We start from the raw sequence: 15,846 nt of genomic DNA, 5'->3' as shown, positions 1-15,846 counted from the left end.
TTATATTGATGTGGTGGTGAAGGCGAAGAGGTCACACCTGTTCCCATGCCGAACACAGCAGTTAAGCTCTTCAGCGCCGATGGTAGTCGGGTCGATCCCCGTGAGAGTAGGACGCCGCCACATTGATTCTCTTTCCTTATTGATACTTAAAGAAGACTTTTAATTATTCCAACGTAGCTCAGTGGTAGAGCAATCGGCTGTTAACCGATCGGTCGTAGGTTCGAATCCTACCGTTGGAGCCACTTGCTTCCATAGCTCAGTGGTAGAGCACTTCCATGGTAAGGAAGGGGTCGCCGGTTCAAATCCGGCTGGAAGCTCTGAATGAGTGTGACTGAATTTTCAATTAACCAATAAAGATACATATATGAAGCTTTCGCTCTTGAAAAGGAGTGGAAGCTTTTTTTGTCGTCTTGAAATTGTAAACTCACTGCCTGTTGATATTTTGGAATTGTGGTTTGCATTTCATATCACTGCTCTATACCTTCATAGGTCCTTGCGACCATCCCTCTCTCACTTCCAAATACCGCCTAATGTCGAATGATACGCTTTTATGGATGTAGAATGCTCTCCTTCACGGGTCCTCCGTCTCATATACCTCCAGGATTTCTAAATATTCAACAAAGATTAACTGAAAATGGTGAAAATCAGGTCTTACTATTCAATCATAACCTATACTTTCCCAATTATAGAAAATGAATGCCGTTATAAGTTCTACTTTGAAGGTAGAAGCTGAAATTTCGCTGTACCTTTCCCAAGTTTTCAGTGATTTTTCATTTTTTTTACGATCCTACCGAACCTATTGTTCTAGGTAAAAAGATTATAGATGCGTCTTTTTTGTAAATATTTATCATTTTTTTGTTCGTTTAGTCCAAAGTGAGCAGGGATCAAAAAGGAGCAGAGTATATACGTCCTTATTTCAACAAGAAATCTAGAAGATTTTGTCACTGTAAGATAGAGTGTTTGTAACACCTTGAGAATCGTCCACTCAGAATCCACATGAGAGGGGAGGCCGTAGTTAGTATGAATGAAAGGAAATCTATTAAAAAGGGGCGAAAATATTGAGGAAAAAGAGAGCTAGACTTAGGTCGGTCAGTGTTCTGTTGATTACTGTCATGATTCTTTCTCTGTTTAATGTGACGGCAGGTGTTTCTGCCCAAAAAGCGAACAGTGTAGCAATGAATGACAGTAAACAGGTGAAGAATAAAATTAATGAAGATCTCTCTTCATCTTTCAAAGAAAATGATCAAATCACGTATTTGGTAAAAATGAAAGAGCAGGCGGATACAAAAAAAGCGGCAAATGAAGCTATGGCAAAATTGGAAAAGAGTAAAGCAGCCGTTTCCGCTAAAGAAAAGAAGCGTGTAAAAACATCCGCTGTTGTGAATGAGTTACGCGCAACCGCAAAACAAACACAGTCCCAACTGGATCAATACTTAGAGAAGGCGAAGGAACAGGGGGATGTCAAGTCCTTTGATCCTTATTATATTGTGAATGCTGTTTCTGTAACTAGTAATGAAAAGGTGATGCAAGAAATCGCAGCTTTTGCAGAAGTTGAAAAACTTTTGCCAAACCGTACGAGGGAAATCTACCAACCACTGGATATGCCTAAAGAAAAGGCCAAGGCAGAAATTCTGGATGTGGATTCATGGGGGATAGACCGAATAGGTGCCGAACAAGTTTGGAACGAAACAGGAATAGATGGCTCAGGCGTGGTAGTAGCTAATATCGATACTGGTGTACAGTGGGACCACCCTGGTTTACTTGAGAAGTATCGAGGGTTTAATGCAGCGAGCCCTGAAGAAGTAGACCATGAGTTTAATTGGTTTGACGCTACCGCTGATACATCAGAACCTTATGATGACCAGGGCCACGGAACTCATACGATGGGGACTATGGTCGGTTCTGAAGCAGATGGGTCCAATCAAGTAGGTGTAGCACCAGGTGCGACGTGGATAGCAGTTAAAGCATTTACTGCTGCTGGTGGTACAGATGTGGATTTATTAGATGCCGCTGAGTGGTTATTAGCACCTAAAGATGAAGAAGGAAACCCTCATCCAGAAAAATCACCAGATATCATCAACAATTCATGGGGCGGTGGCCCGGGACTTGATGAATGGTATCGTGAAATGGTGCAAAACTGGAGAAATGCAGGTATAGTTCCCGTTTTCTCAGCTGGTAATGATGGAGAGTTAGGTGATGGGAGCATTGCAGCCCCAGCGAACTATCCTGAATCAATTGCTGTTGGAGCTACTGATAGTAATGATGGATTAGCTTACTTTTCATCTGTGGGACCTTCCCCTTATGATGGGGAGATTAAGCCGGATATTTCTGCGCCAGGGGTTAATATCAACTCCACCGTTCCAGGAAGTGAGTATGAGGATACTTATAGTGGAACTTCAATGGCCGGACCTCATGTGGCTGGTACAATAGCTTTGTTATTAGAAGCCGACCAGTCTTTGTCCGTAGACCGAATCGAAGAGTTGTTGTATGAAACGGCGGATGCTACTACAAGTGATGAATACCCTGAGGATCCTAATGAAGGGTTTGGTCATGGGGTTGCCAACGCTTATACAGCTGTTTCTGCTGTTGTATCAGGCATTGGTGAGATTACAGGAAATGTCTATCAAGACGGGGAGGATACAGAAGCCCCGGTGATTGAACATGAGCCAGTAGAACAGTCTTATAAGGGGCTGGAGCTGCCGATTGTGGCTGACGTTTCTGATAACGTAAGTGTTGACAATGTCGAAGTTCAATACAGCCTGGATGGTCAAGAATGGCAATCAGTCGATGGAGAATTGATCGAGGGCAGCTATGAGAGTGGGACATATCAAGCTTCCATACCAGGTGAAGACTTAAATGGTGATATGCTTGAGTATAAACTTTTTGTCACTGATTTCGGTGGCAATGAAGTGGAGTCAGATATTTATAGCGTAACATTGGAAGATGGGATCACAGTCGGTTATTCACAAGACTTTGAGACAACACCTGCTGGCTGGGTATCTTTTGGCGAAAGTAATTCCTGGGAATGGGGAGTACCTGTATCCGGACCTGAGGGAGCAGCTTCAGGTGAAAAAGTTTATGCTACAAATCTTGATGGCACCTACGAATCAGATGCCGATATGACGTTAAGACTTCCGCCAGTTGAAGTCCCAGAAGGCGAATCTTTCCTTCAATTTAAGACGTGGTATCAATTAGAAAGAAATTATGATTATGGACATGTGGTTGTTTCCACTGATAATGAAAACTGGGAACAATTGGCCGAGTTTAATAATGAGTCAGGCGATTGGGTGGATTCACAAGTTGAATTATCCGAATATGCGGGTCAAACCGTTTATGTTGGTTTTCATGTTGAAACAGACCTGAGCGTAGTGAAAGATGGCTGGTATATTGATGATGTTGCTATTACAGACCACTCTTCAGACAGCTCTGCAAAACTTCATAAGTCCAATGAGAAAAAAGCTGACAAGAAGGCAGGAGCAAAAGCAGATGCTAAGGATTCTAAATCAAAGAATAAGAAAAAAGCAGTGAAGTCTAAGAGTCTTTTCCCAGGTACCTTTGAAAACGTCGAGGGGCCGTTGATGCAAACAGGAAAAGTAGATACTTCACCTATTAGTCCAAATGTTTTACCACTTGAAGCAACTGTAACTGTTCTGGAAACAGAAAAATCAGTAACAACAGATCCATCAGATGGAAGTTACCGAATTTTAACTGCAGCAGGTGACTTTACTTTAGAAGCTTCAGCTTATGGATACGAGTCAAGTACTGAGGAGGTTGAAGTTCCTGAAGATGGACGGGTTAACGCTAACTTCACCCTGGAACCTACACCTTCTGGGGAAGTCACAGGTACAGTGACGAATGAAAGAACAGGGGAACCTATAGAAGGAGCAACTGTCTATGTTGAGGAAGATGCTGCCGTCACTCCGGCTGTGACAGATGAAGATGGTGTATATTCACTGACAGCCTATGAAGGTGACTATACTCTAGAGGTAAGGGCTCCCAATTATAAAGGAGCGGAAGCAACCGTAACTGTAGTAGGAAATGAAACAGCTACGGTGGATGTTGAGTTAGAACCATTCATTGGCTTCCCTGGAGAAATTGGTTATGACGACGGTACAGCTGAAAATGCTCGTGCTTTCTACGACGCTGGTAATGCATGGGCCGTAAAAATGTCCTTAGCTGAGGGGCAGTCTTCAGCATTAGTAACAGGAGGATTATTCAGATTTTGGGGAGAAGACTTTCCAGTACCAGGGGGTACAGAGTTTGCAGTAGCTGTGTATGACTCAAGCGGTACAGATGGGGCGCCAGGGGAACAGTTGGCGGGACCGATTGAGGCGGAAGCACTTCGTAATGGAGAATGGACAGATGTGGACCTATCCAATGAAGGGATTGTCGTGGATGACGATTTCTACATGGTTTATATTCAAACACATGCGAATCCGAACACCCCAGCTCTTGCAACAGATGAAAATGGGGAGAATGCAGGCCGGAGCTGGCAACAGGTAGGCGGAACGTGGAGCCCTTCTCCAAGTGAAGAAGGGAACTATATGATTCGTGCTACTGTAGATTATGAGGCAGAAGCGCCTGTTATTGAATCACCAGCGGATGGATCATTCACGAATGAAGAAACGGTAACAGTGGAAGGCAGCGGTTCTCCGTCAACTTCTGTTGTCATATACAACGGGGAAGATGAAGTGGCTGAGGTCGAAGTAACGGAAGAAGGGAAATTTGCTGCTGACATCGAGCTGGATGAAGGTGCGAATGAACTTACTACCATAACTGTAACGGATAATGGTAATACCGACCCTTCAGCACCTGTTGTAATCACATTGGATCAAATGAACCCTGAACTTACGATTACTTCTCCAGAAGATGGAGAAAAAATCAACAAAGAAGTAACAACGGTAGAAGGGATGGTAAACGAAGAATTTCTTGATCAAGTGCTGGTTAATGGTCAGGAGGCAGACGTTAGTGAAGATGGAACCTTCAGTAAACGTTTGATTGTAAATGAAGGTGAAAACATTATAGAAGTAGAAGCCTTAGATGAAGCCGGTAACAATATGATAGAAGAGCTCACTATTGAAGCGGATTATTCAGCACCCGAGATTACAGCGTTGAATCCGGAACAGGATCAATCTTTACAGTCTGGTGAGAGTGTAATGATTGAATTTGACTCTGAACCTGGATTGGATGCCACATTCTATATTAAGATGCCTTTGACCAATTTCTCTATTTTCTCTGATCAAGCTACAGAGCTTCCTATGATGGAGATGGGAGAAGGACATTATGTAGGATATTGGACGGCGACTTCTAATTTAGAGGTTGAAGGAGCTGAAATCGTAGTGAAGGCAGAAGATGCTTTTGGTAATGTGGCTGAAGAAGCCGCTGAAGGTAAGCTATATATTAACCAGGAATAAATTTTAAAAGCCCGCCAAATTAATTTTGGCGGGTCATTTTAATGAATTCTATGAAACGAATAGTTTGAAAATATAGACTTTAAGATTTCCCTTTACAATTTGCTGGTATATTGTATATAATGATATTTGTCAGATTGAAAAGAAACAAAAAAACGACAAAAAGCTACATATTGGCCCGTTGGTCAAGTGGTTAAGACACCGCCCTTTCACGGCGGTAACACGGGTTCGAATCCCGTACGGGTCACCACTTACATGGAGGATTAGCTCAGCTGGGAGAGCACTTGCCTTACAAGCAAGGGGTCGCAGGTTCGAGCCCTGCATCCTCCACCATCAATTTCATAATTGGCCGGCCTAGCTCAACTGGCAGAGCAACTGATTTGTAATCAGTAGGTTGGGGGTTCAAGTCCTCTGGCCGGCACCACTGTAATTTTTAAAGTGGAGGGATAGCGAAGTTGGCCAAACGCGGCGGACTGTAAATCCGCTCCCATCGGGTTCGTAGGTTCGAGTCCTACTCCCTCCACCATTTTATTTTTGAAATGATCATATGCGGCTGATATCCTTATATTCAGCTTATTTTTATGAAATAAAATATAAATGTGTATAAACTCAATGAGATGGTATATACTATTTTTGTAACTGTTGGGCCATAGCCAAGCGGTAAGGCAACGGTTTTTGGTACCGTCATGCGCTGGTTCGAATCCAGCTGGCCCAGCCATTTTTTTATGCCTTGGGATAGATATTCAAGGAAATATTTGAAATGATTTTATTAAACTAACAGCCTCTCATTTATATAAGGAGCCATTAGCTCAGTTGGTAGAGCATCTGACTTTTAATCAGAGGGTCGAAGGTTCGAATCCTTCATGGCTCATCTTTTAATAATTGCATATGCGGGAGTAGTTCAGTGGTAGAACACCACCTTGCCAAGGTGGGGGTCGCGGGTTCGAATCCCGTCTCCCGCTCCAGACGGGGCCTTAGCTCAGCTGGGAGAGCGCCTGCTTTGCACGCAGGAGGTCAGCGGTTCGATCCCGCTAGGCTCCACCAATACATATTATTAATGACACTATGACTACCTGGTAATTCAATACAGATAAAAACCCTGACATGAACTCATGTCAGGGTTTTTGGTTTAGGCAAAGGCAGGAAGTATTGCTATTTTTAAAAATGCCTTGGGGATCATGAGGAAATGAGGTGCAGCTCTCATATAATAAGCATTCCTTTTGTTGTAACTGACTTTTTAATATGTAAACTAAATAATATTTTCCGCTCCTTTTGAAAAAGCTTGTAAACATGCATGAACAGCCCTGTTTTCGTCCTGTATATCGTATATATATACACAATGATGTCCAGTTGAGTCATCTCCATAAAAACGGATACAATTATAGTAGTGAAAAAAAGGAGGAACTTTAATGAATAAACAACTTTCAGTTATTGGTGTCCCGATGGATCTTGGTCAAATGCGCAGAGGTGTAGATATGGGACCGAGTGCCATTCGCTATGCTGGTATGGTTGAACGTCTAGAACAATTACAATATGATATTGAAGATCTAGGGGACATTGAGATTCCTCGTCCAGAACAGAAAATGGAAGTGAAACAGGATAATTTAAGGAACTTGAATGAAATTGTTGAGGGCAGCCGCCGTTTAGCAGAGAAGGTAGATGAAGTCGTTGAAAGCAAACGCTTTCCCCTGGTCCTTGGCGGTGATCACAGCATTGCTATGGGAACACTTGCTGGAATAGCGAAACATTATGAAAACCTCGGTGTCATCTGGTATGATGCTCATGGAGATTTAAATACAGGAGATAGTTCCCCATCTGGTAACATCCATGGAATGCCATTAGCAGTCAGTTTAGGAATTGGCCATGAAAAACTGACTGGTATTTTTGGAGGCGGACCGAAGATCAAACCTGAAAATATTGTTATTGTCGGAGCGCGTTCTTTAGATGAAGGAGAGAGAGTTCTGATAGAAGAAAAAGGTATCAAGGTTTATACCATGCATGAAGTGGATCGCATGGGAATGACTCAGGTAATGGAAGAAACCATGGATTACTTGAAAGATCGTACCGATGGAGTCCATTTAAGCCTTGATTTGGATGGATTGGATCCAAGCGATGCTCCGGGTGTAGGGACACCTGTTATGGGCGGACTGAGCTATCGTGAAAGCCACTTGGCTATGGAAATGCTATATCAGTCTAAAATGATTACTTCTGCCGAATTTGTGGAAGTGAACCCGATCTTAGATGAAAAAAATAAAACCGCTAGTGTAGCGGTGGGCTTGATGGGTTCATTATTTGGAGAAAGTTTGAAATAAGAATCTATATGGTTAACAGTAACTTGCCTTTTTTAAGGTAGGTTGCTGTTTTTCTTGTTTTAGATCGTCGTATTCATTCAACAGATGGTCAAGCTTCACACTAATACGGACGACTTCAGGTGAACTCAGCTTATGGAGGCGGGCTAAACGCGTCATTTCCAATCGGCAAGCTTCGATTTCTTTCGTCAAAGATGTCACTCGCTTCATATTAATTCGTCCTCCTATGAAATTTTTTACATTTACAGCTTTATAACCGATACTAAAAAAAGTTAAACTTATATTAGATAAAAAATATTTTTTTGAAACTTTTGGGCGAGTTCATCCGTAAAGGATATCGACCGCAAGTATAGCGGAGGTATAGCAGATGGAAACGATGATTAAGCAAAAAATAAAAGAGGTAAAAAAGGGAGACCAATCTGCATTTGAAGATATAGTTTCTTTTTATCAAAATAAGGTATATCATATTTGCCTTCGCATGATTGGTAACTCCTATGAAGCAGAGGATCTTGCACAAGAAGCTTTTATTCGTGCGTATACAAACCTCCATACTTTTGATGAACGACGGAAGTTCTCAACGTGGTTATATAGAATTGCGACGAACTTATCGATCGATCGTATCAGGAAGAAAAAACCGGATTATCATCTGGATGCAGAGGTGCGTGGAACGGATGGATTGGATATGTATTCTCAATTAGCTGCTGAGCAGGCTTTACCTGAAGAAGAAGTCGAAAGCCTTGAGTTGCAGACATACATCCATAAAGAGATCTTAGCACTGCCACCTAAGTATCGGAGTGTCATTGTTCTTCGTTACTTGGATGAGCTGGCTCTTCAGGAAATTGCAGAAATACTGGATATTCCTGTAGGAACGGTGAAGACGAGGGTGCATCGTGGCAGAGAAGCATTACGTAAGAGGCTTCGACATGTGTGAAGGAGTTGAGAGGGAATGAATTGCAATAAAGAAGCTGTTACACTCATGCATAAGTATTTGGATGGGGAATTATATAAAGAAGAAGAGAGACGACTGAGAGACCATTTACAAACTTGCATATCCTGCCAGAATCATTTTCACGAATTGAAAAGGACGACGACGCTTATAACCAATACAACTCCTGTGACAGCTCCGCCTAGATTTACGGCGAATGTCATGGATAAGTTGCCGAAAGAGAAGAAAAGAAGGAACTATATACGGAAACTGCAGAGACATCCGGTTCTGACTGCGGCAGCTATATTTTTCATCTTAATGTTCAGTGGCATCTTCTCAGCTTGGAATCAGGATCAGCAAATGACAGTGTCGAAACAAGAAAACTTAGAAATACGAGATCACACTGTCATTGTTCCTGAAGGGGTCACTGTCACGGGGGACTTAGTCGTTCGGAATGGTGATTTGAAGATTGAAGGGAAAATCGATGGAGATGTTACGATTATCAATGGAGATATCATTGATGAAACCCCCGAAGGAGAATTTAATGACGAACTGGACCGTAATAACCTCCGTGCTTATTCCGGTGAATTGACAGAAGTCAATCAAATCTATGAATGGATTTGGTATCATACGAAGAATACGGTAACAGATATTTTCTCTTTTGAATCAGAAGAGTAAAGATTTCAGCAGGATGACCCAGGTCGTCCTGCTTTTTTGGTGTCCCGGCAATTGGAATTGTCGGCTGAAGTTCGCTCGTACGAAGGGGTGAACAGCTTAAGCTTCTGCTTTTTCAAAACATTTGGGTGACGGGTGTGATTTCGGCTCTTTTCAGGGTTAATCTTCTCATATGTTAGGAAATAGTTGTGTGATATAATGGAATAGGTGAATTTTTTATCCAAGGCTTTATTCTTATTTAAAAGGAAGTGTAGGCATGCTTGATGGGGGATTGGATGTTTTAGATTACTTTTTAATTACTGTGGATATCGCCCTTGTCTGGTTTGTTGTATATAAATTAATCATGCTAATTCAGGGGACGAAGGCTGTTCAACTCTTGAAAGGGATCTTCGTCATTTTAGGAATCTGGTTATTGAGTAATTTATTTGGACTGACCACATTAAGGTGGCTGATGTCACAAGCAATTACGTGGGGTTTCCTTGCAATCATCATCTTGTTCCAGCCTGAACTCCGCAGAGCTTTAGAACAACTTGGACGCGGCAGTTTCTTCAGTAGGAACAATTCAGAAGAAGAGGATACGGAAAAATCTTTGCAAGCGATCATTAAATCCTGTAATTATATGGCAAAACGTAGAATTGGTGCTTTAATTACGATTGAACGGGATACTGGCATGGGTGACTATGTAGAAACAGGTATCCGTGTGGGAGGACATTTGTCGAGTGAACTACTCACAAATATATTTATTCCGAACACACCTCTCCACGATGGGGCGGTTATACTTAAAAAAGATGAAATCGTAGCGGCTGCTTGTTATTTACCTCTTTCCGAAAGTCCTTTCATTTCCAAGGAACTCGGGACTAGGCACAGGGCTGCCATGGGAATCAGTGAGGTCACTGATGCGTTGACGATTGTTGTGTCAGAGGAGACAGGAGCTATTTCCTGTACAAAAAACGGCGAACTCCACCGCGATCTTGATCAAGTTAAATTAGAAGAGATGCTTCGTACAGAATTGGACTATGCCTCCCCTGCGGTGAAGAGCTGGAACTGGAGGGGGAAAAAGAATGGATAATTGGCTGAAGAGCGTGTGGTTCATACGGATCATCTCCCTTATTTTAGCTGGATTGCTTTGGGTGACGGTGAACGTGGATAATAACATGGATTCTGATTCTTTGTTCTTTAATGAAACCTCCTCGGATATGGAAGTGATGGAGAACATTCCATTGGAAATTCGCTTTGATAGCGAAGAATATGTTGTAAGTGGTATACCACAGGAGGTTTCTGTGACAGTAGAGGGTCCTGCTGGAGCTGTAGCCCCTGCAGCGCGACAAAAAAACTTTAACGTGTTTGCAGACTTGAATGGGCTTGGCCCGGGTACGCATGAGGTTTCTCTACAACACTCAGGGATTTCCAATCAATTAGCGGTCACACTTGAACCAAAGATGATTGAAGTGACGATCGAAGAAAAAGTTACCGAAAATTTTGAAGTTAATATAGATTATATCAACGAAAGCAGCCTTAAGGATAACTTGGAATTAGGGGAGCCGGAAGTACGTCCAGCAGAGGTTTCCATTACCGGAGCATCTTCTGTCATCGAACGGGTCGCTTCGGTTAAAGCGATTATCGATGTAGGTTCTGCTACAGAGACCATAGAACAACAGGAAGCTCCTGTGAAAGTCTATGACAATCAAGGGAATGAATTGAACGTTCTTGTTGACCCTACTGCTGTAAATGTTACGGTACCAGTAATAGAACGAACGAAGGAGCTCTCATTGAATGTCGCCCCTCAAGGTGGAGCACCAGAAGGAGTGCTTGTAGAGTCAGTGACTACCGAGACGGAAGGGGTAACTGTTTCCGGGCCGCGAGATGTTCTTGAGGATATTGAAGAATTGCCTGAAGTCCCGGTAGACATCACTGATGTGACGGAAGATCAAACCGTTAACGTAGACATCCCCTTACCGGAAGGAGTGACTTCTGTCAGTCCGGAAACAATAGAAGTACAAATAGATGTAGATGAACCTGATGCTGAAGGATCTAGTAATCAGGAAACTGAGACAGAACAACCATAAATGAACCGAATAACTTTAAAGTAAAAAATGGACAGAATTGAAAGAGAGGTCATTTGAATATGGGTAAATATTTCGGAACAGATGGAGTTCGCGGTGTCGCCAATAAAGAACTGACTCCTGAGTTAGCATTTAAATTAGGCCGATATGGCGGGTATGTCGTTACAAAAGGAGTAGAGAGACCTAAAATTCTCATTGGTCGCGATACACGAATTTCAGGAGAAATGCTGGAAGGGGCTTTAGCAGCAGGGTTGCTTTCCATTGGTGCAGAAGTGATGCGTCTTGGAGTCATTTCAACTCCGGGCGTCGCCTTTTTGACAAAAGCACTTCAAGCAGAAGCCGGGATTATGATTTCTGCTTCTCACAACCCGGTAGAAGATAACGGAATTAAATTCTTCGGGCCTGATGGGTTTAAGCTGTCGGATGCACAAGAAGAGGAAATTGAAGCATTGATTGATGCCGAACAAGATAATCTCCCTCGTCCATCCGGTTCAGACCTTGGACAAATCAATGACTACTTCGAAGGTGGTCAGAAGTACTTACAACATTTGAAACAAACCGTCGACTACGATTTTGACGGGTTGCACATAGCTCTTGACTGCGCTCATGGGGCTACATCATCCTTAGCTTCCCACTTGTTTGCTGATCTGGAAGCGGATATTTCTTCTATTGGTTCATCTCCAGACGGGTTGAACATAAATGATGGAGTAGGTTCTACGCACCCAGAAGCACTTCAAGAACTTGTAAAAGACAAAAAAGCAGATATCGGGCTTGCATTTGATGGTGATGGGGACCGTTTAATTGCGGTCGATGAAAAAGGAAACATTGTGGATGGGGACAGAATCATGTACATCTGCGCTAAGCATATGAATGACAACAGAACGTTGAATCACTCTACTGTCGTGTCAACAGTTATGAGTAACCTCGGGTTTTACAAGGCTGTAGAAGCGAATGGTATGAAGAGTGATAAAACTGCTGTCGGTGATCGGTATGTAATGGAAGAAATGCGCCGTGGCGGTTTCAACCTCGGTGGGGAGCAATCCGGTCATATCATTTTCCTTGACCATAATACAACGGGAGATGGGATGTTATCAGCACTCCAGCTTGTAAATGTCATTAAAGAAACAGGCAAACCTTTGTCTGTTCTGGCTGCTGAAATGGAGAAATACCCGCAAGTGCTGAAAAATGTCCGTGTCATCGATAAAAACAGAGTGCAAACGCACCCCCGAATCCAAGAAGCTATCCAGGCTGTAGAAGAGGAAATGGGCGATAGTGGAAGAGTATTGGTTAGACCATCAGGAACAGAGCCTCTTGTAAGAATAATGGTAGAGGCACCTACGGAAGAGCAATGCGAAACGTATGTCAATAAAGTCGTACAAGTAGTTGAAGAAGAGCTTGGCATGGAAGAATAAGATAGGAACAGCGCAGGTCGCACAGTGTTGAGATCTGCGCATATCTTATTACAGGGTCCTTACATTTCCATGACGGTGTTAATTTTTATTGACCGCTTCCACAGGACTCAGGTAAAATGGAAAATGTCCTTGTTTTTTTGGGGAGAGGATGTTTAATTCTATTATCATCCGGTAAACAAGAGAAAAGGACTTTATTTTAAGAGATTTAGGAGGCTCGATGTTGTTAATTTAAAAAAAGCGCCAGGACTGTGTGAATCGGACGAAATACTGCACAGTTGACGAGGTGGAGGTTCATCGAGTTTTCGGCGGATGCCTCCCGGTTGTTACACTTCAACCGCACGTTCAAATGTAAACCAAAGAGGTGACTCTTTGAACAACACATTCGAACAAAGTGATTAAAATTAGAGAATCAACGGGAGAGGGGCAATGAATAGCCCCTGTAGAATTTGGCTTATTCGTTGCCCTGCCTTTCAGAGATTAAGGAGGACAACAGTAATGTGTGGAATTGTAGGATATATAGGACAAGATGATACGAAAGAGATATTATTGAATGGATTAGGAAAGCTCGAATACAGGGGTTACGACTCTGCGGGAATTGCCACGCTTAATAAAGATGGGGTTCAAGTGACGAAAGTCAAAGGCCGTATTGCATCTTTAAGAGAAGCTGTAGATGAAAATGTAAAAGCGACACTGGGAATCGGGCACACGCGTTGGGCAACTCACGGAGTTCCGAGTGAAGAAAATGCCCACCCTCATCAAAGCACAACAGGCCGTTTTACGATCGTCCACAACGGTGTAATCGAGAACTACGTGGATGTACGTGACGAATATTTGAGCGGGGTCGAATTCAAGAGTGAAACAGATACAGAAATCATCGTCCAATTGATCGAAGTGTTGAACAATGAGTTGAATGATGTTGCAGCGGCTTTCCGTAAAGCAGTTGAACTTCTGACAGGCTCTTATGCGATCGCATTGATTGACCGTGAAAATGAAGATACGATTTATGTGGCGAAGAATAAGAGTCCATTGCTGATCGGTCTTGGAGACGACTTCAACGTTGTAGCAAGTGACTCAATGGCTGCTCTTCATGTAACGGATCAATTCTTGGAGTTGATGGATAAAGAAACGGTAATCGTTAAACGCGATGGTGTTGAAATCCAAATGCTTGATGGTACTACGGTTTCCCGTGATCCATTCACAGCCGAATTGGATACGACCGACATCGAAAAGGGTACGTACCCCCACTTCATGCTGAAGGAAATCGATGAACAGCCTTTTGTTATTCGTAAAATCATTCAAAAGTATCAAAATGAGAACGATGAGATTAAACTGGATCCGGAGATTCGTCAGGCAATGAAAGACTGTGACCGTATATATATAATTGCGGCGGGCACAAGTTACCATGCTGGACTACTAGGTAAACAGTTCATTGAAAAATTGGCGAACATCCCAGTTGAAGTACATGTAGCCAGTGAATTCTCATACAACATGCCGCTTCTTTCTGACAAACCACTATTTGTATATATTTCTCAAAGTGGCGAAACAGCAGACAGCCGGTCAGTACTTGTTCAAACAAAAGAACTTGGTCATCCAGCGCTTACGATTACAAACGTACCTGGATCCACCCTTTCCCGGGAATCTGATTACACGATGCACCTACATGCAGGCCCTGAGATTGCAGTAGCCTCAACGAAAGCTTATACAGCTCAAATGGCTGTTCTTGCAATTTTAGCTGTCGATACTGCACGTGCAAAAGGTATCGAACTTGACTTCGATCCAATGCAGGAGCTTGGTATCGTAGCAACCACTATGGAAGCAATGACCGATCAAAAGGAACAGCTGGAAGAATTGGCTCGTAATTACCTTTCTACGACACGTAATTGCTTCTTTATCGGCCGCGGCATTGATTATTATGTAGGGTTGGAAGGATCTCTTAAGCTGAAAGAGATTTCTTATATCCAGGCTGAAGGTTTTGCTGGTGGAGAACTGAAGCATGGTACCATTGCTTTGATTGAAGAAGGTACACCAGTTGTTGCTTTAGCTACTCAAGAGAATGTGAACTATTCCATTCGTGGAAACGTCCAAGAGGTAGAAGCGCGTGGGGCGAATAGCATGATTATCAGCATGAAAGGCTTAGACAAGGAAGGTGACGCTTTTGTCATTCCACAAGTCCATGACTTGATGGCTCCCCTTGTTTCTGTCATTCCATTGCAGTTGATTTCGTATTATGCTGCTCTCCACCGTGATTGTGATGTCGATAAGCCTCGTAATTTAGCTAAGAGTGTAACAGTAGAGTAAATATAATAAAGCTGACATCCAAAAGAGGGTGTCAGTTTTTTTGTTCAGATTTCGGGTTCATCCCAGGTTTTTGAATATTATGGTAAAACGACTGAGATGTGAGTGAAAATTTATTTTGCTACTAACAGAGCAGATTTGTTGAAAATTTGGAGGGGTGTTATATGACCGGAAGACTTTCAGTAGTATTGATATCTTTATTACTACTACTAGGGGCTTGTAGCACGCAGACTTTTTAATTTTTCTGGCGAGACGGAAAATTGGTCAGCTGACTTAAAAGTTAATCAAACCAGTGATGATTATGAAACCCATGACCTTGTATTGAAATATAAGGGAGATGATGTGAACGGTGCTGGACCAATTGCTTACAAAGTGGATAGTGTTGGAAGTTTTAGCAGGGGTGGCGTCACATTAAAGGAAAACGGTATTATTATAGATAGCGATACAGCTAATCCTACGAATTACAAGGTTTCCGAACACACTGAGGTTGAAGTTACAGTCGAATGGAATGGTAATACTGAAACATTCAAACTAAGCAAGTAATAAGTGAATACTCTTAACTAACGGCTGACAGTTCAATACGTCAATAAGGAAATAGAGCGCTTGGGTGTAATATCCAAGCGCTCGTTTTTTTATGCTTACCGAGGTGCACACGCACTTGGTCCTACCAGCATAGTTTTTCATACCCGGAAAAAGAGTGTATTTTTTATAAGGATACAAAAAAGGAACGCCCCAAATATGGCGTTCCTTAAATTC

Annotated in this window: 10 protein-coding genes, 10 tRNA genes and 1 rRNA gene; 20 read left to right on the top strand and 1 reads right to left on the bottom strand. The window is 42.5% G+C overall.

All coding sequences use genetic code 11. The features are described 5' to 3' along the window. Nucleotides 1–9: 9 nt before the first annotated feature. From rrf to rocF, 13 genes are all read left to right on the top strand, one after another. Nucleotides 10–123 (top strand): 5S ribosomal RNA (gene rrf, locus ACTWPX_RS19450). Nucleotides 124–167: 44 nt separating this feature from the next. After that, nucleotides 168–242 (top strand) — tRNA-Asn (locus ACTWPX_RS19445). A 3-nt stretch (nucleotides 243–245) separates the two neighbouring features. Then, a tRNA-Thr gene (locus ACTWPX_RS19440) sits at nucleotides 246–317 on the top strand. Between the two features lie 741 nt (nucleotides 318–1,058). Next, on the top strand, nucleotides 1,059–5,414 hold the full coding sequence (locus tag ACTWPX_RS19435; protein ID WP_443121142.1) for a S8 family serine peptidase: 4,356 nt from the start codon (nucleotides 1,059–1,061) through the stop codon (nucleotides 5,412–5,414). A gap of 172 nt (nucleotides 5,415–5,586) precedes the next feature. Next, nucleotides 5,587–5,661 (top strand) — tRNA-Glu (locus ACTWPX_RS19430). Nucleotides 5,662–5,668: 7 nt separating this feature from the next. After that, a tRNA-Val gene (locus tag ACTWPX_RS19425) sits at nucleotides 5,669–5,744 on the top strand. 15 nt (nucleotides 5,745–5,759) lie between these two features. Further along, nucleotides 5,760–5,835: transfer RNA gene (locus ACTWPX_RS19420), tRNA-Thr, on the top strand. Nucleotides 5,836–5,851: 16 nt separating this feature from the next. Next, nucleotides 5,852–5,937, top strand: a tRNA-Tyr gene (locus tag ACTWPX_RS19415). Nucleotides 5,938–6,054: 117 nt separating this feature from the next. Next, nucleotides 6,055–6,129: transfer RNA gene (locus tag ACTWPX_RS19410), tRNA-Gln, on the top strand. Nucleotides 6,130–6,209: 80 nt separating this feature from the next. Next, nucleotides 6,210–6,282, top strand: a tRNA-Lys gene (locus tag ACTWPX_RS19405). Between the two features lie 19 nt (nucleotides 6,283–6,301). Continuing rightward, nucleotides 6,302–6,376, top strand: a tRNA-Gly gene (locus ACTWPX_RS19400). A gap of 3 nt (nucleotides 6,377–6,379) precedes the next feature. Beyond that, nucleotides 6,380–6,455 (top strand) — tRNA-Ala (locus ACTWPX_RS19395). A gap of 365 nt (nucleotides 6,456–6,820) precedes the next feature. After that, nucleotides 6,821–7,723 (top strand): arginase, encoded by a 903-nt coding sequence (gene rocF, locus ACTWPX_RS19390; RefSeq protein ID WP_443121141.1) that lies wholly within the window; start codon nucleotides 6,821–6,823, stop codon nucleotides 7,721–7,723. A 12-nt stretch (nucleotides 7,724–7,735) separates the two neighbouring features. On the opposite strand, the gene ACTWPX_RS19385 is transcribed toward rocF, so the two are convergent. Beyond that, nucleotides 7,736–7,930, bottom strand: a complete 195-nt coding sequence (locus ACTWPX_RS19385) for an aspartyl-phosphate phosphatase Spo0E family protein (protein ID WP_128524922.1) — start codon at nucleotides 7,928–7,930, stop codon at nucleotides 7,736–7,738. Between the two features lie 157 nt (nucleotides 7,931–8,087). Here ACTWPX_RS19385 and sigW point away from each other — a divergent pair, with 157 nt between their 5' ends. From sigW to ACTWPX_RS19350, 7 genes are all read left to right on the top strand, one after another. After that, complete coding sequence (gene sigW, locus ACTWPX_RS19380) at nucleotides 8,088–8,651, top strand: RNA polymerase sigma factor SigW (protein WP_281976162.1); 564 nt, start codon at nucleotides 8,088–8,090, stop codon at nucleotides 8,649–8,651. Between the two features lie 15 nt (nucleotides 8,652–8,666). Then, on the top strand, nucleotides 8,667–9,323 hold the full coding sequence (locus ACTWPX_RS19375) for a zf-HC2 domain-containing protein (RefSeq protein ID WP_443121140.1): 657 nt from the start codon (nucleotides 8,667–8,669) through the stop codon (nucleotides 9,321–9,323). 253 nt (nucleotides 9,324–9,576) lie between these two features. After that, entirely contained in the window at nucleotides 9,577–10,389 is an 813-nt protein-coding gene (gene cdaA / locus ACTWPX_RS19370) for a diadenylate cyclase CdaA (protein ID WP_128524919.1), read from the top strand. Beyond that, nucleotides 10,382–11,386, top strand: coding sequence for a CdaR family protein (locus ACTWPX_RS19365; RefSeq protein WP_443121139.1), 1,005 nt, complete (start codon nucleotides 10,382–10,384; stop codon nucleotides 11,384–11,386). Before cdaA ends, ACTWPX_RS19365 begins: the two co-directional genes overlap by 8 nt. A gap of 59 nt (nucleotides 11,387–11,445) precedes the next feature. Further along, nucleotides 11,446–12,795, top strand: a complete 1,350-nt coding sequence (gene glmM, locus ACTWPX_RS19360) for a phosphoglucosamine mutase (RefSeq protein WP_443121138.1) — start codon at nucleotides 11,446–11,448, stop codon at nucleotides 12,793–12,795. A gap of 495 nt (nucleotides 12,796–13,290) precedes the next feature. Further along, nucleotides 13,291–15,093, top strand: a complete 1,803-nt coding sequence (gene glmS, locus ACTWPX_RS19355) for a glutamine--fructose-6-phosphate transaminase (isomerizing) (protein WP_443121137.1) — start codon at nucleotides 13,291–13,293, stop codon at nucleotides 15,091–15,093. A 339-nt stretch (nucleotides 15,094–15,432) separates the two neighbouring features. Further along, nucleotides 15,433–15,633: a hypothetical protein gene (locus tag ACTWPX_RS19350; RefSeq protein WP_443121136.1), complete on the top strand. Its 201-nt coding sequence runs from the start codon at nucleotides 15,433–15,435 to the stop codon at nucleotides 15,631–15,633. The last annotated feature ends 213 nt before the right edge of the window (nucleotides 15,634–15,846 follow it).

The organism is Halobacillus sp. H74 (genome assembly GCF_052246715.1).
GTDB classification, from domain to species: Bacteria; Bacillota; Bacilli; order Bacillales; family Halobacillaceae; genus Halobacillus; species Halobacillus litoralis_A.
Note: the sequence above shows the minus strand (reverse complement) of the source record. Positions and strands in the feature narration are given on the sequence as shown.